Genomic DNA, 20,602 nt, shown 5'->3' with positions numbered 1-20,602 from the left:
TTATTGTAAGCCTTTACAATTACAGAGTATAACACATATATATCATTAGTCCATACCAATTTAAAAGGAATTTTAAATAAATATTAATAAATGTAAAATTGACATTATATCGTTGATTCTGTACTATAGAACTTAACGGATTCTCTTATCCTGAGTGGCGGAGGGACATGGACCCAATGAAGCCCAGCAACCTCTTCTTAATACGAAGAAAGGTGCCAAACCGTTTGCAGACAAATAGCGTCTGAACGATAAGAGCGAATGGACGTATAAGGGCCTTCTCTCTATTTATTGATAGTGTAGAAGGCTTTTTTAATGAGCTCAACAGAGAGAGAATTTTCGTAATTTAAAACTAAAGGAGCAAATTATGACTTACAATAGAAGATTATTCACTTCAGAATCGGTAACAGAAGGACATCCTGATAAAATAGCGGATCAAGTATCTGACGCTATATTGGATGAAATATTAAAAGACGACCCTCATGCACGTGTTGCTTGTGAGACTACAGTAACAACTGGTATGGCGTTAATTTCAGGTGAAATATCAACAACAACATATGTTGATATTCCAAAAGTGGTACGAGAAACAATTAAAGAGATTGGATATACGCGTGCTAAATACGGTTACGATAGCCAAACCATGGCAGTGTTAACGGCAATTGATGAACAGTCACCAGATATCGCTCAAGGTGTCGATACAGCTTTAGAATATCGTGAAGATGCTACTGAAGAAGAAATAGAAGCTACAGGAGCGGGCGACCAAGGTTTGATGTTCGGTTATGCAACAAATGAGACGGATACATACATGCCTTTACCGATTTTCTTATCACATCAACTTGCTAAACGCTTATCAGATGTACGTAAAGATGAGATATTAGACTATTTACGCCCTGATGGTAAAGTACAAGTAACTGTAGAGTATGATGAACAAGATCAACCACATCGCATTGATACGATTGTTGTATCAACGCAACATGCTGAAGATATTGAATTAGAACAAATCCAAGATGATATCAAGCATCATGTTATTTATCCAACAGTACCAGAAGCACTTTTAGATGAGGATACAAAATTTTATATCAATCCTACTGGGCGTTTCGTAATAGGTGGTCCACAAGGTGATGCAGGACTTACTGGGCGTAAAATAATTGTTGACACATATGGCGGTTATGCACGTCATGGCGGGGGATGCTTTAGCGGTAAGGACCCAACTAAAGTAGACCGTTCAGCTGCATATGCTGCACGTTATGTAGCTAAAAATATCGTTGCTGCTGAATTAGCAGATAAATGTGAGGTACAACTTGCATATGCTATCGGTGTAGCTGAACCAGTTTCTATTTCTATAGATACGTTTGGCACAGGAAAAGTTAATGAAAGTGAATTGGTTGAAGCAGTGAGAGAACATTTTGATTTAAGACCCGCTGGGATTATTAAAATGTTAGACTTGAAACATCCAATTTATAAACAAACTGCTGCATATGGTCATTTTGGTCGTACAGATGTATTATTACCATGGGAAAAGTTAGATAAAATTAATTTATTAAAAGATACAGTTAAAGCTTAACAAGAACAAAAAGTTTTTTAACTTTACTATCGAATGCTATGCGTTTATCTATTATAATTAAGTTACTGAACACATAAAGGAGCGTTTTTTGTTATGAATTCATTTGGACCATTAGAGATTGGTTTAATTGTGGCAATTGTTGTAGCAATAATTTGTTTCATTTTATTTATCATTGCTTTGAAAAGTAAAAAGAAAGCACAACAAAAGGTAGAAGAACAATACAAAACCAGAGAACAAAAACTAAGCGACGAGCATGAAGAAGAATTAGAAAAAGAAAGAATAGAAAATAAAAAAACAGTAACAAAGCAAAAAGAAGAATATAATGCTACAGTTAGTTCAAAAAACAGGGAAATTGATGCATTAAAATTATTCTCTAAAAATCAAAGTGAATATGTAACTGATATGAGACTAATTGGCATTCGAGAAAGATTAGTAAATGAAAAAAGAATTCGTCCAGAAGATATGCATATTATGGCCAATATATTTTTACCTAAAAATGAATTTAATGATGTACAGCGTATTAGCCACCTAGTACTTACACGTACTGGTTTATATATTATTGATTCACAATTATTAAAAGGTCATGTATACAATGGTGTGAGTGCCGCACAGTTTAAAGAACAACCTATGATGGAACAGGTATTTAATACCTTGGACCTTGATAGACAAGAACCACAAACCCTTGTATTAGATCAAAATGAAGATGAAAATTCATTGTCTTTTGTTAATTACACTACTCATTTAAATGAGATTGAGAAACTTGCTGGTGATATTCAAACTGAATTAAATTTAAAATTCACACCGACAACAATTTTATATTTTAATCCTAAAAATGAAGGTGATGTAACAATTTCAAACTATGCGCAAAGTTCAAATACGAAAGTGCTAGTTGGTCCAGAACAATTGGATGAATACTTTAATAAATTCGTATTCCATGGTCGTATTCAATATAACGTTGAAGATTTACAACGTGTTATGGATGAAATTGAATCATTTAACTAAAGTTACAAATTTCATAGTTCAAGAAAAATAATGAAATGTAGTACATAATGTCAACGAAAGCCATCAGGCTTTTGTTGACATTTTTTGTTAAGGATAAATTAAAAAAAATTCTAATTCGTCTGCATAAATAAATTAAGTTAAATTAAATGTGAAGCTGTCATCTTATATCATAAGAAAATACAAAAATAAGAACTAATTATAAGTATTTAGGCATTTTTATTTATATATTTCGAAATATTTATTAGTATAATAATTAACAAAATAAAAAGGGGATTTTAACTTGGAAAATATTACATTTTACAATGGGAATGAGATGCCGATTGTTGGTTTAGGTACATTCCGCGTGGAGAATAACGATGAATGTGCAGCATCAGTAAAACATGCAATTGAAAGTGGTTATACACATATCGATACGGCGATGATTTATGAAAATGAAGACAAGGTAGGTCAAGGTATTGCTGAAGGATTAGCTTCAACAGGATTAAAAAGAAGTGACTTATTCATTACTTCTAAATTATGGCTTGATGACTATGGTAGACAAAACGTCGCAAATGCATATGAAACAAGTTTAAACAAACTAGGCTTAGATTATTTAGATCTATATCTAATGCACTGGCCTGGGACTGACGAAGCACTGATGATTGATACATGGCAAGGTATGGAAGATCTTTATAAAAATGATAAAGTGAAAAATATTGGTGTAAGTAATTTTAATGTTGAACATTTAGAAGCATTATTAGCGCAAGTTTCAATTAAACCAGTAATAAATCAAGTAGAATTCCATCCATATTTATTACAATCTTCTTTAAATAGATATCTGGAAGTTCAAAATATTCATATGGAGTCTTGGTCACCATTAATGAATGCACAAATTTTGGAAGATGAAACAGTAAACGAAGTAGCAAATGAAGTAGGAAAATCACCGGCTCAAGTAATCATTAGATGGAATATTGAACATGGTGTCGTAGTAATCCCAAAATCGGTTACTCCTTCTAGAATAGAAGAGAATATTGATGTATTTGATTTCGCTTTAACAGCTGAACAAATAGAAAAATTAGATAACCTCAATGAAGAACGTAGAATTGGACCAGATCCTGCAAAATACAGTGGTCATTAAAAAATTATATAAAACGCTATTTTTAGTAAAATAACAATAATTAAATTATTGAGTTAGTGATACATAATCATTAGCTTTGATTTAATTATGTATATGTTATAGATTTACAAGTCTAATGAACTTGTCATTATTATATATGAATAATTTTAAATGAAAGCAAAAAGCCATAAACTCAATTTAATGAATTTATGGCTTTTTATAATGAACTTTTAAGATTGCACTTTATAATATGTAACCTAATAAACAGGCTAAAAAGGAAACGCCATATTGGAGTGCAGAATAAGTAATGAAATAAACAAATTTCTTTTTAATCATTAATAGTTGGACGAGTTCAGATGATAAAGTAGAAAAGGTAGTAAGACCGCCTAAAATACCAACTATTAAAAAGGGTTCAATCCAATCTAACTTGAGCAGCGAGCCTAATAAGAGTCCAATGATAAAACTACCACCTATGTTAACGATAGGCGTTGCAACTGGTAATTTACTATTGAATTTGTGATTACAAAAATTAGTGATAAATCCTCGGATGACTGCACCTATGCCACCGCCCAACATGATTAGTAAACAGTTAATCATGAGCTGCTTCCCCCAATCTAACACCGATATAACATAAGAAAATTCCTAAAACATAGCTACTTAGCGCATAAAAAGTAAGGGATAAATAAGCTTGTTGCTCAAATAGATGTATAAGTTCAAATTGAAATGTCGAAAAGGTAGTCATTGCACCCAATAGACCTGTAGTAATACCTTTTTTTAAAAGTGGGTTATTCTTATAATATTCTATAGTCAGTGTCCCTAGAAAACCCATTAAAAAAGCACCTAAAATATTAGCGATAAATGTGCCAATAGGAAAAGCAGAATTAACACTGATAAATGAAAACAAGTATCTTAGTAGCGCACCGACAGCGCCTCCTACAAAAATATATAAATATTGCATTTTTAGCATGCTTCCTTTCTAAAAACCAGGACAAGTTTTAGCAACATCGCGTTGCTATTAATTCTTATTTATTGTTAGCATAATATCAAGTATAAATAGAAATATAGAATATATTTTAAATTGAAATCGTTCAGAACTGCTTAGGTTTAGGCATAATTTTTAAAAATCAAAGATTCGCTTTGACCACAATAAATAGAGGCCAAGACATACATCGTTGTCCCAGCCCCCCTTAATTAGAATATTATGCCAAATGTTGATAGAGAAGCAATAATATGAATAACAATTACAACTAATATAACGTATGGTAATATTTTGCTTGCTTTTCGTATCCAATCTGACTCTTCGTGTAGATGTTTGATTGATTTATCAGCAAAAATAATGGAAATTATTAAAATAATAGCATTTATAATACTACAAACAAATATTAATTTTATCATCGAATTAAAATGCATGTTTAATAGAGGGTTTCTTGTATTAAAATAAAAACTAACAATAACCAATAAACTAGATAAATAAAAATAAAGTTTTGAACGTGCCATTTGTACCTCCTAATGCAATTCATTTAACTATAATACCATAAATTTACAAAAAACTAATGAAATTCATGTTTATATAGTATATTAACATATTGATTATATGCTCCTGTACCAATAGTCAATATATATAATAAAAGTTTAATTTTACTGTAAAAATATTCTGATTTTAAGCAAAAGATTAGAAATAATGCTTTGTAAGTGGTATAACTAAGTTGTATGGTTAATAACCGTTATCAAATAATTCTTTGTTGAATTATTTAATTAAGTCAGGAGGAATAAGTAATGGCAAAATTAAATGTTGAAGTATTTGCGGATGGTGCAGATATTGAAGAAATGAAAGCAGCTTATAAAAATAAACAGGTTGATGGTTTTACTACTAACCCAAGTTTAATGGCAAAAGCAGGTGTAACTGATTATAAAGCTTTCGCTGAAGAAGCTGTTCGCGAGATTCCTGATGCTTCTATCTCATTTGAAGTATTTGCAGATGATTTAGAAACTATGGCAAAAGAAGCTGAAATTTTAAAACAATATGGTAGTAACGTATTTGTTAAAATTCCAGTTGTAAACACAAAAGGTGAATCAACTATTTCTCTAATTAAAAAATTATCAGCAGAAAATGTTCGTTTAAACGTGACTGCTGTTTATACTTTAGATCAAGTTAAAGAAATTACAGATGCTGTAACTGAAGGTGTTCCAACTTATGTATCAGTATTTGCTGGCCGTATTGCAGATACAGGAGTTGACCCAATTCCTATGATGAAAGAAGCTGCTGAAATTACACATAGTAAAGACGGCGTGAAATTATTATGGGCTAGTTGCCGTGAAGTAATTAATGTTATACAAGCTGATGAAGTTGGCGCTGATATTATCACATGTCCAGCAGATGTTGTTAAAAAAGTAAACAACAATCTTGGCCGTGACATTAATGAACTCTCAGTTGATACAGTTAAAGGATTTGCAAAAGATATCCAAAGTTCAGGCTTATCAATTCTTTAATCGTAAAAGTAAATTGAGTTTTATTTTTAATTTAAAATAGTGAAAAAAACCGGGGCATTTATTAATGTCTCGGTCTTTTTTATACATTAAAAATATAAAATTTTGAAATATATCTGATATACTGTATATTATAAATTTTCTAGCTAATTCACTCCTTGTTCAATGTTATGATGCATGCAATGATTAGCTAGTTAGGAGTGAAGTAATGAAGTTACAGCCACCTAATATTAATGGTTATTTAGAGAAGAAAGATTTAACAGATGTATTTGATGAAGTTGATGATCTAATAGAATTAGCAGAAATCTCAAATTCATCATTGGAAGGAAAAGTATTAGATAGGTTGTTAATATATGAATCAACTATCAAAGATTGTAGTTTTGCTAATTCAGATTTGGGGCGCGCTGATTTTACAGATGTTGTATTTGAAAACTGTGATTTTTCAAATTCTAAGATGGATTATGGAACTATTCATAGAGTATCTTTTAAAAATTGTAGAATGACAGGAACATTATTCAAAAACATGAGATTAAGCCATATTACATTTGAAGAAGTAAAAGCAAATTTTATAAATTTAGTAGAATCGAAAATTGATACATTTAGAATCAATACAAGTGACCTAGAAAATGCTGAATTTCATAATACTTTGCTTAAAAACGTGGAATTTTTAAAATCTAATCTAAATAATATGTCAATCTACCAAACGTCATTAAAAAGTTGTGACATAAGTAAATCATTTTTTGGACATATCACTGTTGGAAAAGATGATTTAATAGGGTGTAAAGTATCGAGTGAACAAGCTATTCAAATTGCTAAATTAATCGGTATTATTGTCGTTGACTAAGTATAAAGAAATAAAATAGTAGTAATACATATTTATTCTAAAAACCGTCAAATTTAATTGAATCACTGTGATAATTGATTTATCATTTAAGAAAGTAACTGAAGTGATGTGAATGTGATAAAGGAGAACATTTCAAATGAAAGCAAATATCTTTGAGCAAAAAGTGAAAAAGCAATTATGGTTTTTAAACAAAAAAGAGAAAAATAAATTAGATGAAGTGTTATCTAAAACAGTTGATTTAAATGAAAGCGATCAATTAAAACGTCCAGTTGCATTCTCAAATCAATTTTTGAAGGAATATATTTTTAAAGAAAAAGTCGTTTCAAGTACGCAATTATTCGTATTATTATTAGGCATTTTAGGTACGTATATCGTACTTATTGGTTTGTTCTTGTTCGGTTTTTTGACAAGTTTGACTTCAGTACAATATTTCATTAAGCCAGAAGTCGAGCTATCAACAGTTACTGTTGTATTAACTTTGGTGGGAGCCTTGCTATTAGTTATAGTCAGTCTATACATGATAAAAGTAGTAACTGGATATTTCACTAAAAAATTATTGGAATATAAGCACAATAAAACTTTATAAGACTAGCTTAAAAGGTGAGAAAGTGTTAAACTTTCTTGCCATTTTTTATATACAAAAATGTATGGGGCGTCTACAGTGATAAATGTCCCGTTATTAAAATAAATTATTGTGGATGAACCTTTTGATTTTAAACCGTTAATAGTACACCCATTAATGTAATATTGTATAGGAGACCGTTGAGGCTTTACAGGGAATATTGTTGTTTGATGATTGATATAAATCGGCACTAATTTCCTTATTTTTAATATACGTTTAGACTGTTTAAGCTGAACTGTATGAGAGCGTTGGTGTTTCTCTAAAATATAGTTAATGGCTTGATTAATTGTAGAAGGGTATACAAATTGATGTGTAGTAAATTGGCAAATTGTAAGTGTTTCTGGCCCTATTGCAGTTTTAAAATATAATATTTTAGTTAGATTGGACATAAATATTTCACCTCATTTATTAAAATAATAGTTGTTATACTTGATTTTGACTCTATTTTGATAATTTTTTAATGTGGAAATTGAACAATTTAATTTTTCAGCTAACTCTTTTTGCTTATAACCTGCTAATTTTAACTGAAGCCAAAGTTGCTCTTTTTCTGATAATTGAGAAATGAAATTTTCATACAAGATTTGAGCATCATCAAAGGAGTAATTAATATTAGAAAGGTTATCTAATTCAGCTACGTCGAATGTTTCTATTGAACGATGTGAACGAAAAAGGTCAATTAAAAAGTAATTGAGACGGGCATATAAAAATGAATTCAAAGATGATTTTTGAGGATTATAAACTTTTGATAATTCCCACACTTTTATCGTGAGTAATTGCACATATTCATCATTATTGTACTTAATATTATATTTCTTTAGTAGAAAATAGATAATGTGCTTGGAATTTTTATATAATTCATTAAAGGGCATCGTTAAACTCCATCGTTGTATATACAAAAAAAATTTCCGGATAGATTTAGTTTATTGTTAAAAATAGTAAATTTCATTTGCTAAATAGTTATATAAGGTGTTAAATAGAAAGCATAAGGTAGATAAATTTAAGTTTTATAACATCAACGCGTATTCAACTTAAAGATATAGCAATTAGAGATAAATATTATCTTCGGACAATTATCAGGAGGTTTTTATGGATTACGCACATTTAAATTTAGAACATTTTTTTGCGAAACATAATGATTTAGATATAATTAAAGATAAATCAGACTTTGTTATGATTAATAATATGACAAATGAAATGATGTATCGAGATGGTGAAATAGAAGGTGCGATAGATTTAAATCGATATTATTACAAAAATAGATCTCAAGCTGCAAGTTTTATCATAATGGAATATCGTAAAAGTCAAGAGTAATGAAATTAAGATTTCATTACTTTTTTTATGAATATATGACAACAATCAGATTAAATTGTACGATTAAGTAATTAGTGTTAAACTTTATTATCAGATAGTCTCAATAGCAGTATTACATAGATTAAAGAGGCTCCATTCCTAATTATTACCTAAGAGGTGTGAACATGACGAAGCATAAAAAAGGCTCAATATTATCAATTATTGGTTTATTGATAATCTTAGGGGTAGCTGTAGTCGTTGTCTTTTCAATGATATCAGATCAAATCTTTTTTAAAGATGTGGACGAACAAGAGAAAGTTGAAAATCTAAAGGTTACTTTAGATAAAGCATCTAAAAAGCAAATTGATAACTACACAAGCCAACAAGTTTCAAGTAAAGATAATAAAAGTTGGAGAGATGCATCATCTACTGAGATAAAAGCCGCAATGAATAGTAGTAAGTTTATAGAGAGTGATACTCAAAAATATCAATTTTTAGAGTTGGATAAATACCAAGGAATCGATGAAAATAGAATTAAACGTATGTTAATTGATAATCCAATATTATTAAAACATTCAGATGACTTTATACAAGCAGCGAAAAATAAACATGTAAATGAAGTTTATTTGATTTCTCATGCGTTACTGGAAACAGGATCAGCTAAGAGTGAACTTGCAAGTGGTGTAGAAATTGATGGCAAAAAATATTATAACTTTTTTGGGGTCGGAGCATTAGATGAAGATCCAATCAAAACTGGATCAGAATATGCTAAAAAACATGGTTGGGATACACCAGAAAAAGCTATAAGTGGTGGGGCAAACTTTATTCATGATCACTTTTTATCAAATAAAGATCAGAACACACTTTATAGCATGAGATGGAATCCTAAAAACCCTGGTGAACATCAATACGCTACCGACATTAAATGGGCTGAAAGTAATGCAAGCTTAATGGCCGATTTCTATAATGATATGAAAACAGAAGGTAAGTATTACAAGTACTTTGTTTACAAAGATGACGAAAAACATAGAACACAATAAATAACCACGTGCTAAGCGTATGGTTTTATCCTGTCAATGAAGTATTAACTTTGTTGGCAGTTTTTTATTTTTACACCAGCTTTCATAGTTTATTTATTTGTAAAATTATAACTTTGTATCTTTGAACATAATATAGTATAGAATTGTATGGATAATAGGCATGGGTTGATAATTTAGAAAATCTGACTTTCAATTTCAGTTTAAATAACTATAATAAAAAGCCAAGCGTCAACTGACGTTTGGCTTTTTAACGTTTTATAATAGCTGTAAATAGGAATATTCTAATTTATTTGACTTTGTTTTTCTGACTAATAAGTATAAATAACATAAGCGTTGAGATAAATACTTTTAAAATAAATTTGATAATATCACTTCCTAGTTAAGATAATTAGTTTTCTATTTTCATCTACTTGTCATCAAAATAATTATGTTTTTTTAAGAATGCTTCTGCTACCACAGCTGGTTCTTTTCCTTTGCCATCAGCTTCATAATTTAATTTTTGCATTTGTTCAGTGCTAATTTTACCATCAAGTTTCGATATTGATTTTTTAATTTCTGGATGTTGTTTGAGTAACTTATTTGGAGCAACCGCACTGGCATCATAAGGTGGGAAGAAATTCTTGTCATCTTTTAATACAACTAAATCATATGCTGCTATTCTCCCATCTGTAGTATAACCTAGTGCTACATCTAATTTATTGTTTTTCAATGCGTCATAGACAAGACCAATTTGCATTGGTTTGAGAGAATTAAAGCCGAATCCATAGTGTTCTTGGAATGGTGCGTACCCATCTCCACCACGTTTAATCCAAGTTGTATCAGTCCCAACATTGACTTTGTCTTTTACTTTTTTTAAATCTGAGACAGTGTGTAAATCATATTTTTCTGCGGTTTCTTTTGTAACCATAAATGCAAAAGTGTTTTCAAAACCATAGGAGTTAAAAAACGTTTGATTAAACTTTTGGTTAAATAAATTTTTAGTAATTTTCATCGCTTTGTCTGTATCGGTAATAGGTTGTTGTTCGAGTACACCAACTAAATCTGTACCTGTGTAACGAGTGCTTGATATATCTGCATCGTTATTCATTAATGCGTTATGCTGTATCGTTGCAGACCCTAAATTGTTGATAATAGCACCAGATATTTCACCTTTTGTATCATGCTCGATAAGTTCTTTTAACATATAAGCCATAATTTGTGATTCGCTAGTAGCTAACGCTGAAATTTTAACTGTGTTTTTTGATTGCCCGCCACCTAAGCCTGGTAAATCACAGCTAGATAGTATAAGCGTACTTGCTATAATAAAAAATAAAAAGCTTCTTAAATACGTCATTATTGAACTCCTTAAATATATTAAAAAAACTATTATTTCAATGTATTTAGATTAACACACTTAGCAAAACATTATAACACTACTTGATAAAATAATAGTAGACCATTAATGTGTAATATACACACAAGGACTGGTATAATAGGGAGAAATAATCTTAGTAAGGAAGTGTACTATGAGAATTGCCATCATTGGAATGGGCACTGCAGGTGTCACGCTTTTAAAAGAATTAGTGAAAAGTGATTCCTTTTCTAAAATGAGTATTGATGTATATGATAACCCTATAAATATGGGACAAGGCGTTCCGTTTCAAAATGACAGTGCAGAATTATTAATAAATTTACCGGCAGCTCAAATGTCTTTAAATTTAGACAATCATAGAGAGTTTTATGAGTGGTATGAAACGCAATCTACGTTTAAATTTTCAAATCCAGAATATTTACCAAGATTTATATTTGGACATTATATGAAAGATTATTTAAAAAAATATAATCATAATTATGACAATATACATACATTCAAAGAAGAAGTTTCTGAAGTGTTTATTGAGTTAGAAATTGGTCAAACAAATGTGACATATTGTGTTTGTACTTCCAAAGAAATAGAAAATTGTAGAAAGTATGATGTTGTGTTTTTGACTATTGGTACTTTGTCGTATCATGATCCATATGGTCTAAAAGGAATACGTGGTTATATTAAAACACCATATCCAACCTATAATACGTTAGATGATGTACAAGATTCCGATGAAATCGCTATTATTGGTACAGGATTAGCAAGTTTAGACGTGATTCGCTATGTAACAGCGCATCATCCTAAATTACCCATTACTGTTGCTAGCCGAAAAGGACGTTTGCCAAGCGTAAGGGGTGAGATGCCCGATATCGATTTTAAGTATGTAACTCCTGAAAAGTTTAACGAAATAAAGCGTAAGCATTTTGGTAACGTACCTTTAGATGAAGCGATAAAGTTATTTTTGAAAGATTGTGCATTGCATAATATTGATGTCGAAACATTAGTTCATCGTAGTCAAGATGATCCAATTAAAGATTTAACTTATGATTTAGAGCATGCTGATGCTTTAGGGAAATTACAAAGTATACTAGAATTAACGAAAGAAAATTTAAATTGGATTTGGAATAGTTTAAGTAGGGAAGATCAAAAACGATTTTTAACTGATTATCAACCTATATTAAAAGAGAATTCAAATCCAATGCCTCCACAAACAGCGCGGTTGTTGATAGATCATATTAATCACGGCACAATCAAAATCAATAATGGTCTAGAGGATGTTCAATACAGAGATAATAAGTTCAATTTTAATTATAAAGATAAGTTAATAGAACAGTTCGATATTGTAATTAATGCGACAGGCTCGAAGACACAACTAGCAGATTTAGATGAAGATGATCAGCTCGTGTTAAATTTGGAAAATAGACAGGTTGTACAACCACATCCGCTTGGTGGTATTCAAATTGTGGCTGAAACAAATCAAATCATAAGCCCTCGATATGGCACATTGAAACATATGTATGCGCTCGGTCAATTAACTAATGGAATTAATCAATCACGTAATGGCGTTATGATGATTGTAAAACAAGCTGTTAACGTGGTTGACCATTTATTAAGTACAAAATAAAAATGTTTTTTTATTTAGATATAAATTACACCATAACAAATTAATTAAAAGTTGTAAGTTAACCGAGTTATAATTTCCCATTATTTTTTATTCGATTTTGAATTAGATTTCATATAATGATTCTTCAAATGTAAATTATATATGAATGCGACGTATTTTGGCGAGACTCTTGAGGAAATAGCACAAGATGAAGACTACAGGCTGTAGTTGTCTCCTAAGAAAGCGAGCCGACAATACAAAGTATTGTATAAAAAAGAAGCACTCAGATGAATTGAATTAAATCATCTGAGTGTTTTGGGTATTCCCGTCTTAATCTCTTGGTTTTAACTAATTTGTTTGTACTTTAAATTGTAATAATCTAAAGAATATCAAAAAAATAAAGCCGACTTAGATAATAAGAATTGTCATTTTGTCAAAAGTGTAGTACCATTATTTTGTAACTTATTCAAAGTTACCTGACTCAATCATCGAATACAATTTCATAAATATTCTTTCGGGGCAGGGTGAAATTCCCAACCGGCAGTAAATTAAGCCTGCGACCTGCATTTGTTGAAGCAAATGTGGCTGATCTAGTGAAATTCTAGAGCCGACAGTAAAGTCTGGATGGGAGAAAGAATGAAGTATAACTTGGAAATAGCACTTTTTAAGTGTTTATTTAGCATACACTTTTATTTTAATATGTATAAGTGTGTATTTTATTATTGCTAAAAATGTTATATCAATATATATCCCACACCTGAAATGTTAATTTCAGGTGTTTTTTTATTATTTAGAGGTGATAAAATGAGTCATTATTTGAATTATGCTATTCAATTAGCAAAAATGGTAGAAGGACAAACGGGTTTAAACCCACCAGTTGGTGCTGTAGTAGTAAATGAAGGTCGTATTGTTGGTATGGGAGCCCATTTACAAAAAGGTGGTAAGCATGCTGAAGTACAAGCTTTAGATATGGCACGAGACAATGCTCGAGGTGGCACTATATATATTTCACTAGAGCCATGTACGCATTATGGTTCAACGCCACCATGTGTCAACAAAATCATTGAAGCGGGCATTAAAAAGGTTGTTTATGCAGTTAAAGACACAACATTACCCTCTGAAGGTGACGACATATTAGAACAGGCAGGTATCGAAGTGATATTTCGTCCTCAGTCAGAGGCAGAATCACTATACACGGATTTCTTTATTGCTAAGAATGAATCTATTCCAGAAATTACAGTGAAAGTTTCATGTAGTCTTGATGGTAAACAAGCCACTGATAAAGGAGAAAGTAAATGGATTACTAATAAAGCAGTAAAAAATGATGTGTTTCATCTACGACATAAGCATGATGCTGTATTGACAGGTAGAGGTACAATCCAAGCAGATAACCCACAATATACTACACGTATTGAAGAAGGTAAGCATCCTATAAAAGTAATCTTATCTAAAACTGGTGAAATTGATTTTGATTTAGATATTTTTCAATTAAGGAATGAACCAATATGGATTTATACTCAAAATAAAAATTTAAAAACGAATATTGAACATGTAGAAATCATAGAATTAACGAATTGTTCAATTGAAAATATATTAAAAGATTTATATCAAAGAGGAATTGGAAGTGTGCTAGTAGAGGCGGGACCCACAGTGACTTCTGAATTTCTACAATCCAAATTTACAAACGAACTAATCTTATATTACGCCCCGAAAATTATAGGTGGTTCTGGTAATTATCAATTTTTCCAAAGTGAAAATATTTTTAATCTATCAGAAGTACCACAGTTTGAAATTGTAAATTCACAAATGCTTGAGCAAAATATCAAACTAGAGTTACGAAAGAAGTGATTATTCATGTTTACAGGAATTGTTGAAGAGGTTGGGACCATAAAGAAAGTATCCACGCAACAGTCTGTAGTTAACTTAAAGATTGAGTGCCAAACGATTTTATCAGATATGCATATTGGAGATTCAATCAGTGTTAACGGTGCATGTTTAACAGTGGTGGAATTTGACCATCAAAGCTTTTTAGTCCAAGTGATTAAAGGTACTGAGAATAAAACATATTTAAATCAATTAACTCAATCTGCTGAAGTTAATTTAGAAAGAGCAATGAGCGGACAAGGACGTTTTGGTGGTCACTTTGTTTTAGGTCATGTAGATGAAGTTGCTAGAATCACTCGTATACAAGCATCAGACAACTCTAAAATTGTAACAATCAAACCATCATCAGCACTAATTAAACAAATGGTTAGCCAAGGATCAATAACTGTAGATGGTGTGAGTTTAACTATCTTCCAACTAAAAGAAACTGAGTTTGATATTCATCTTATACCAGAAACAAGAAAATCAACAATTTTAAATCAAAAACGTGTTGGTGATCCAGTCCATATAGAAACTGATATGTTATTCAAATATGTTGAACGAATTATCAATACTAATGAATCAGAATTGAGCCCAGAAAAACTTAGAGCATTTGGATTTTAGGAGGGGTAATATGCAATTAGACAGTATAGACAAAGCTTTAACAGCTTTAAAAAATGGTGATAGCATTATCGTTGTAGATGATGAAAATAGAGAAAATGAAGGTGACTTAGTAGCTGTGACGGAATGGATGCATAATGATACTGTTAACTTCATGGCCACATATGGTAGAGGCTTGATTTGTGCACCAATCAGTAGTGTTATAGCTAAAAAATTAAATTTAAACCCAATGGTTAGCGATAATTCTGACGTTTACGGTACACAATTCACAGTTAGCGTTGATCACATTGACACAACTACAGGTATAAGCGCTGAAGAGAGAACATTGACAGCTAAAGCTTTAATAGATGATCAAGCAAATGAGAATGATTTTAATAAGCCAGGTCATTTATTTCCATTAATAGCACAAGATAATGGCGTGTTGGCAAGACGTGGACATACTGAAGCATCAGTTGATTTAGCTAAATTAACAGGTGCTAAACCTGCCGCATTGATTTGTGAAATAATGAATGATGATGGCACTATGGCAAAAGGTGAATCATTAGAAAAGTTCAAAGAAACTCATGGTCTTGTTATGATCTCAATAGAAGATTTAGAAAAATATCGTAAGTCTGCTATTTCGAAATTAGAAGCAAAAGCAAAAGTGAAGTTGCCAACGGATTATGGCATATTTGATATGTATGGTTTTACAACGTCTGATAGTGATGAAGAAATAGTGGCTATTGTAAATGGAGATATTAAAAAGACTGAAAATGTACGTATACATTCAGCTTGTTTAACAGGAGATATATTTCATAGCCAAAGATGTGATTGTGGTGAGCAACTAGAAGCGTCGATGAAATATATTAAGGAACACGGCGGAATTATTTTATATTTACCTCAAGAAGGTAGAGGGATTGGTTTAATTAATAAATTAAGAGCATATGAACTGATTGAGCAAGGCTATGATACTGTAACAGCAAATATCGCTTTAGGTTTTGAAGAAGATTTAAGAGAGTATCAAAGTGCTGCCCAAATATTAAAATATTTTGGCGTTGAAAGTGTTAATTTATTGAGTAATAATCCTAAAAAATTTGAAAGCTTAGAGAACTATGGCATTAATATTACTAAACGTGTTGAACTTGTCGTACCAACTAATAAATATAACCAAGATTATATGGATACAAAAAAAGAAAAAATGGGTCACTTAATATAAGGAGGAAATTAAAATGAATTTTGAAGGTAAACTAATAGGTTCGGATTTAAAAGTTGCGATAGTTGTAAGTAGGTTTAATGATTTTATAACAAATCGTTTATTAGACGGAGCGAAAGATACTTTGATTAGACATGAAGTACCAGAAGAAAATATTGATGTTGCCTATGTACCTGGCGCATTTGAGATTCCATTAGTGGCTAAAAAATTAGCAGAAAAAAGTGATTATGATGCTGTTATCACATTAGGTTGTGTAATTAGAGGTTCGACTTCACATTACGATTATGTCTGTAACGAAGTAGCAAAAGGTATTTCTAAAGCAAATGATGTAACTGATACGCCAGTGATTTTTGGAATTTTAACAACTGAAAATATCGAACAAGCTGTTGAACGTGCTGGTACTAAAGCAGGGAACAAGGGTTCAGAAGCGGCTGTTAGTGCCATTGAAATGGCAAATTTATTAAGAGAAATATAAAAATCCTCAAGCATTTGAATTAGGATTGTGGTTAAGAGTTATAAATTTATATGCTTGAAAAGTATAATATATGAACAGTACATGATGACTAGAAAACTAAATTACTTGTATTAAGCTATTTAGAAATCTAGCCAACAATGGTAAAACGGGTATGTAATATCAATTTATTAAATTTGGTGTTGCATACCCGTTATTTATTTTATTTCTTAAAAATATGGTATAAAAATGTAGTTGCTAGTCCGAATGATGCTACAGCGCCACTAATTACACCGGCTTTTTTAAGAATATCGGGTTTGATAACTTCTTTAAACATTAAGTTTAAATTTTGTGGTCTTTCTGCTAGCCTACGCATAAAGTAACTAAACCAATCATTACCGTATGGTACATAAATACAGAAGTTATTACCTTCTCCAGCTATTTTTTCTGCTAAATCTGTACGGAACCCGTACAACATTTGAAATTCATATTGGCTTTTTTCAATATTATTATCTTTAATAAATTGTTTCATATGTTTGATGATTTCATCATCATGTGTAGCAATTGAAGTTACATTTTTTGAATTTAAAAGCCTTTTCTCCATCAAACGAATATAGTTTTTATCTATTTCTTCTTTTGTTTGATACGCTATAGTATCGCTTTCTTTATAGGCACCTTTTACCATGCGTAGTCTTAATTCTGGATATTTATCAATAAGTGCATCAGCCTTATATAAATATGCTTGAATTACAGTGCCCACATTTTTAAATTCACCTTTTAAGCGATCTAAAACTTGGGTGATATCGAATAGACTATCATACTTTTCAGTATCTATATTAATATGCATATTATCAAATTGGTTTGCCTTCAATAATATTTCACGTAAATTGCGATAAGCAAGATCTATATCAAATTCTGAACCTAGCTGACTCAGTTTAATAGACATGTGACCATCTAAGTTATGATTGTAAATTGCATACATCACTTCTATGATTTGGTCTTTTGCTTGGATTGCTTCACCTTCAGTTAGAACAAACTCTCCAAGGCAATCAACTGTAACAGTAATTCCCTTGTTATTTAAACGTTCAATTGTGTCCACCAAGGCAGTAATAGTATTACCCGCAACTACTTTATTTGCCCCGAGCATTGGCCCGATTTCTTTGGCAGTCTTATTCAAAAGCGGATTATTTGATAATCCGATAAAAAAATTCTTCACAATTGGCATATTAATTCCTCCTATTCCGCTTATAGCTATGTTTCATTAATAGTGTAGCATGAATCAAATAGTAATGAAATCGTTTACAATAAAATATATTACACTTTATATTATTAAATGTACTCATAAGTTGCATATTGAAGAGAATTATAAATTTTATTGTAGGAAATAAACTAATTTTTAGAGTTGTATTGTTATGTTTAAAATGGAAAAACTACATCATATTTTGATACAATATAGTTAATGAATTTAAAAGTAGAAGGGGAAGTATGGATAATGTGGAAATGGGAAACCGAAAATGAAGCCAAAGGTGTTGTGGTAATTGCACATAACATGCTTGAACATACAGGCAGATACGCATATGTAATTACAATGCTTCGCCGTAATGGATATCATGTAATTATGGGAGATTTGCCAGGTCAAGGGCAAACTTCACGTTCAAATAAAGGACAAATTGATAATTTTGATGTATATCATGAGCATATACTTGAATGGATTAGAATCGCAAATGAATATAAATTACCGACTTATGTCTTAGGCGTAGGATTAGGTGGTTTAATAGTTTTAAACTTACTTGAAAAAGTAGAAGTACCAATCGAAGGGTTAATGTTACTTTCGCCATTACTTGAGTTTAAAAAAAGTAATAAAACTAGAAAAGATAAAATTATTTCTAATATAGGCAAACTAGCAAAAGATACTAGATTTAAAGTTGGTATTACGGTTGAAGATTTAACCAGAAATTCAGAAGTAATCGATGAAACAAATAATGATCAACTCATGCTACAAAAAGTGACGTACCATTGGTATAAACAAATTATTGAGATAATGAAAGAAACGGTAAATCACTTAAAAGATGTGAAATCATTGCCGTTACTTTTAATGTATGGCACAGAAGATAAAGTAGCCGATGTTGCGGCAATGGATTTAATAAAAGAAAAAATAACTACAGAAGAATTATATTTCAAAGCATGGGATGGGTTATATCATGAAATACATAACGAACCTGAAAGAGATGAAGTGATGAGATATATTCTAGCTTTCTTGAATAATAGTTCTAGTAATAATGGTTTCATAGTCCATGATGAAAATGAAGTCTCATAATAACCTGGAATTATAAATTTAAAATAATATTTGTTGCAAATGCACATTTAAGAAGGAATCGTATCAACGCGTGCGGTTTCTTCTTTTTAATTTTTCAACATAACAAGAAGAAAGGTATTTTATTTTGTGAAATAAATCACAAAAATATTGCAAATTAATTTAGAGACTGTTATATTAAACTTGTGAAATAAATCACAAATAACAGTTCATATAAGTAAGGAGAGTCTTATTATGGAATATATTAAAAGTAATAAAGTAGTTTTAATTGGTGATGGTGCAGTAGGTTCTAGTTATGCATTTGCATTAGTCGCTCAAGGCGTGGCAGATGAATTAGTGATTATTGATTTAGCAGAAGAAAAAGTTAAAGGTGATGTGATGGACTTAAACCATGCTGCACCCTATGGTGGATCACCTATAAAAATTAAAGCAGGTAACTATAAAGATTGTGATAATGCAGATTTAGTGGTTATTACTGCAGGAGCTGCGCAAAAACCTGGTGAAACAAGATTAGATCTAATCGAAAAAAACACAAAAATATTTAAAAACATAGTATCTGAAGTAATGGAGTCAGGTTTTAATGGCATTTTCCTAGTAGCTACAAATCCAGTTGATGTTCTGACTTATGTGACAAGAGAAGTCTCAGGTTTACCAAAAGAAAAAGTTATAGGCTCTGGAACAATATTAGATACTGCAAGATTTAAATACGAATTAGCAGAAGAATTTGGTGTGTCAGATAGAAGTGTTCATGGCCAAATTATAGGTGAACATGGAGACTCAGAATTAGCGGTTTGGTCACAAGCGAATATTGCAGGACAACCATTATATCAATTACTGAAAGATGACCCTGAAAGACAACACAGAATTGAAGAAATTTTTGTGAACACTCGAGATGCTGCGTATGACATTATTCAAGCTAAAGGTGCGACATACTATGGCATCGCTATGGGCTTGGTCCATATTACAAAAGCTATATTAAACAATCAAAATCTTATCTTAACTGTTTCTAGTTATTTAGAAGGAGAATACAATCAAGAAGATGTCTATGTCGGTGTACCCACAAAAATTAATCGACAAGGTGCTGTGAAAGTATTTGAAATACCATTAAACGAGGAAGAAAAAAGATTATTCAACAATTCTGTCAATATTTTGAAAGAAATGCAAAATAAAATATCTCATTTAATTGCATAATTCATAGTTTGAATTTAAACTGTATATAAGATTAATTTTATTAAAAATTCTAATATTTATTCAGTGAAGATTTTATATCA

General features: G+C 30.9%; 22 protein-coding genes and 2 riboswitches. Of the genes, 15 read left to right on the top strand and 7 right to left on the bottom strand.

All coding sequences use genetic code 11. From position 1 onward, the window contains the following. Positions 1-142 precede the first annotated feature (142 nt). Positions 143-255: riboswitch (SAM riboswitch) on the top strand. A gap of 109 nt (positions 256-364) precedes the next feature. From metK to ACF91D_RS15610, 3 genes are all read left to right on the top strand, one after another. Further along, positions 365-1,561 (top strand): methionine adenosyltransferase, encoded by a 1,197-nt coding sequence (gene metK, locus ACF91D_RS15620; RefSeq protein WP_039067010.1) that lies wholly within the window; start codon positions 365-367, stop codon positions 1,559-1,561. 93 nt (positions 1,562-1,654) lie between these two features. Then, entirely contained in the window at positions 1,655-2,563 is a 909-nt protein-coding gene (locus ACF91D_RS15615) for a nuclease-related domain-containing protein (protein ID WP_039067012.1), read from the top strand. 280 nt (positions 2,564-2,843) lie between these two features. Next, a complete protein-coding gene (locus ACF91D_RS15610; RefSeq protein ID WP_069792239.1) occupies positions 2,844-3,680 on the top strand; it encodes an aldo/keto reductase in 837 nt (278 codons plus the stop codon). Between the two features lie 222 nt (positions 3,681-3,902). On the opposite strand, the gene ACF91D_RS15605 is transcribed toward ACF91D_RS15610, so the two are convergent. From ACF91D_RS15605 to ACF91D_RS15595, 3 genes are all read right to left on the bottom strand, one after another. Next, the gene (locus tag ACF91D_RS15605; RefSeq protein WP_039067015.1) at positions 3,903-4,256 is read right to left on the bottom strand and encodes a fluoride efflux transporter FluC; all 354 of its coding nucleotides are present in this window, start codon (positions 4,254-4,256) and stop codon (positions 3,903-3,905) included. After that, the gene (gene crcB / locus ACF91D_RS15600; protein WP_039067017.1) at positions 4,249-4,617 is read right to left on the bottom strand and encodes a fluoride efflux transporter CrcB; all 369 of its coding nucleotides are present in this window, start codon (positions 4,615-4,617) and stop codon (positions 4,249-4,251) included. The genes ACF91D_RS15605 and crcB overlap by 8 nt, the downstream gene beginning before the upstream one ends. A 233-nt stretch (positions 4,618-4,850) precedes the next feature. Continuing rightward, the gene (locus ACF91D_RS15595) at positions 4,851-5,156 is read right to left on the bottom strand and encodes a hypothetical protein (RefSeq protein WP_039067019.1); all 306 of its coding nucleotides are present in this window, start codon (positions 5,154-5,156) and stop codon (positions 4,851-4,853) included. A 279-nt stretch (positions 5,157-5,435) separates the two neighbouring features. Between ACF91D_RS15595 and ACF91D_RS15590 the strand changes: the two genes are divergently transcribed. The 3 genes from ACF91D_RS15590 (at position 5,436) to ACF91D_RS15580 (ending at position 7,576) form a co-directional block, all read left to right on the top strand. Beyond that, on the top strand, positions 5,436-6,149 hold the full coding sequence (locus tag ACF91D_RS15590; RefSeq protein ID WP_017722201.1) for a transaldolase: 714 nt from the start codon (positions 5,436-5,438) through the stop codon (positions 6,147-6,149). 205 nt (positions 6,150-6,354) lie between these two features. Beyond that, positions 6,355-6,990 carry a pentapeptide repeat-containing protein gene (locus tag ACF91D_RS15585; protein ID WP_039067021.1) on the top strand — a complete coding sequence of 212 codons (636 nt, stop codon included), beginning with the start codon at positions 6,355-6,357 and terminating at the stop codon, positions 6,988-6,990. A gap of 136 nt (positions 6,991-7,126) precedes the next feature. Further along, positions 7,127-7,576 (top strand): hypothetical protein, encoded by a 450-nt coding sequence (locus ACF91D_RS15580; protein WP_069792237.1) that lies wholly within the window; start codon positions 7,127-7,129, stop codon positions 7,574-7,576. Between the two features lie 2 nt (positions 7,577-7,578). On the opposite strand, the gene ACF91D_RS15575 is transcribed toward ACF91D_RS15580, so the two are convergent. Beyond that, positions 7,579-8,001, bottom strand: a complete 423-nt coding sequence (locus ACF91D_RS15575; protein ID WP_039067025.1) for a competence protein ComK — start codon at positions 7,999-8,001, stop codon at positions 7,579-7,581. 12 nt (positions 8,002-8,013) lie between these two features. Further along, positions 8,014-8,481: a sigma-70 family RNA polymerase sigma factor gene (locus ACF91D_RS15570; RefSeq protein WP_327620551.1), complete on the bottom strand. Its 468-nt coding sequence runs from the start codon at positions 8,479-8,481 to the stop codon at positions 8,014-8,016. Between the two features lie 217 nt (positions 8,482-8,698). Here ACF91D_RS15570 and ACF91D_RS15565 point away from each other — a divergent pair, with 217 nt between their 5' ends. Both ACF91D_RS15565 and sagB read left to right on the top strand, forming a co-directional pair. Further along, positions 8,699-8,923, top strand: a complete 225-nt coding sequence (locus ACF91D_RS15565) for a hypothetical protein (RefSeq protein ID WP_017722196.1) — start codon at positions 8,699-8,701, stop codon at positions 8,921-8,923. A gap of 164 nt (positions 8,924-9,087) precedes the next feature. After that, on the top strand, positions 9,088-9,942 hold the full coding sequence (gene sagB, locus ACF91D_RS15560; RefSeq protein ID WP_119586108.1) for a peptidoglycan release complex glucosaminidase SagB: 855 nt from the start codon (positions 9,088-9,090) through the stop codon (positions 9,940-9,942). A gap of 406 nt (positions 9,943-10,348) precedes the next feature. Here sagB and ACF91D_RS15555 read toward each other — a convergent pair whose 3' ends face one another. Further along, positions 10,349-11,275 (bottom strand): osmoprotectant ABC transporter substrate-binding protein, encoded by a 927-nt coding sequence (locus ACF91D_RS15555; protein ID WP_039067029.1) that lies wholly within the window; start codon positions 11,273-11,275, stop codon positions 10,349-10,351. Positions 11,276-11,447: 172 nt separating this feature from the next. Between ACF91D_RS15555 and ACF91D_RS15550 the strand changes: the two genes are divergently transcribed. The 5 genes from ACF91D_RS15550 to ribH all read left to right on the top strand — a co-directional run bounded on the left by ACF91D_RS15550 (position 11,448) and on the right by ribH (position 17,041). Beyond that, positions 11,448-12,911, top strand: a complete 1,464-nt coding sequence (locus ACF91D_RS15550) for an FAD/NAD(P)-binding protein (RefSeq protein ID WP_327620552.1) — start codon at positions 11,448-11,450, stop codon at positions 12,909-12,911. A gap of 485 nt (positions 12,912-13,396) precedes the next feature. Further along, positions 13,397-13,530, top strand: a riboswitch (FMN riboswitch). A gap of 164 nt (positions 13,531-13,694) precedes the next feature. Continuing rightward, positions 13,695-14,738 (top strand): bifunctional diaminohydroxyphosphoribosylaminopyrimidine deaminase/5-amino-6-(5-phosphoribosylamino)uracil reductase RibD, encoded by a 1,044-nt coding sequence (ribD, locus tag ACF91D_RS15545; RefSeq protein WP_039067032.1) that lies wholly within the window; start codon positions 13,695-13,697, stop codon positions 14,736-14,738. Positions 14,739-14,744: 6 nt separating this feature from the next. Next, positions 14,745-15,377 carry a riboflavin synthase gene (gene ribE, locus ACF91D_RS15540; RefSeq protein ID WP_327620553.1) on the top strand — a complete coding sequence of 211 codons (633 nt, stop codon included), beginning with the start codon at positions 14,745-14,747 and terminating at the stop codon, positions 15,375-15,377. Positions 15,378-15,387: 10 nt separating this feature from the next. Further along, complete coding sequence (gene ribA / locus ACF91D_RS15535; protein ID WP_101093709.1) at positions 15,388-16,569, top strand: GTP cyclohydrolase II; 1,182 nt, start codon at positions 15,388-15,390, stop codon at positions 16,567-16,569. A 13-nt stretch (positions 16,570-16,582) separates the two neighbouring features. Next, positions 16,583-17,041, top strand: coding sequence for a 6,7-dimethyl-8-ribityllumazine synthase (gene ribH, locus ACF91D_RS15530; protein ID WP_039067036.1), 459 nt, complete (start codon positions 16,583-16,585; stop codon positions 17,039-17,041). 199 nt (positions 17,042-17,240) lie between these two features. Here the strand turns inward: ribH and ACF91D_RS15525 are convergent, their stop codons facing one another. After that, entirely contained in the window at positions 17,241-18,242 is a 1,002-nt protein-coding gene (locus tag ACF91D_RS15525; protein ID WP_119586104.1) for a proline dehydrogenase family protein, read from the bottom strand. A gap of 267 nt (positions 18,243-18,509) precedes the next feature. On the opposite strand from ACF91D_RS15525, the gene ACF91D_RS15520 reads away from it, so the two are divergent. Together ACF91D_RS15520 and ACF91D_RS15515 are read left to right on the top strand one after the other, a co-directional pair. After that, positions 18,510-19,334 (top strand): alpha/beta fold hydrolase, encoded by an 825-nt coding sequence (locus ACF91D_RS15520; RefSeq protein WP_039067039.1) that lies wholly within the window; start codon positions 18,510-18,512, stop codon positions 19,332-19,334. Positions 19,335-19,565: 231 nt separating this feature from the next. Next, positions 19,566-20,522 carry an L-lactate dehydrogenase gene (locus tag ACF91D_RS15515; RefSeq protein WP_039067040.1) on the top strand — a complete coding sequence of 319 codons (957 nt, stop codon included), beginning with the start codon at positions 19,566-19,568 and terminating at the stop codon, positions 20,520-20,522. Positions 20,523-20,602 lie beyond the last annotated feature (80 nt).

This window comes from Staphylococcus sp. 231237_7MaSpsaltlick (assembly GCF_043107035.1).
This window is presented reverse-complemented; position numbering and strand designations above follow the sequence as displayed.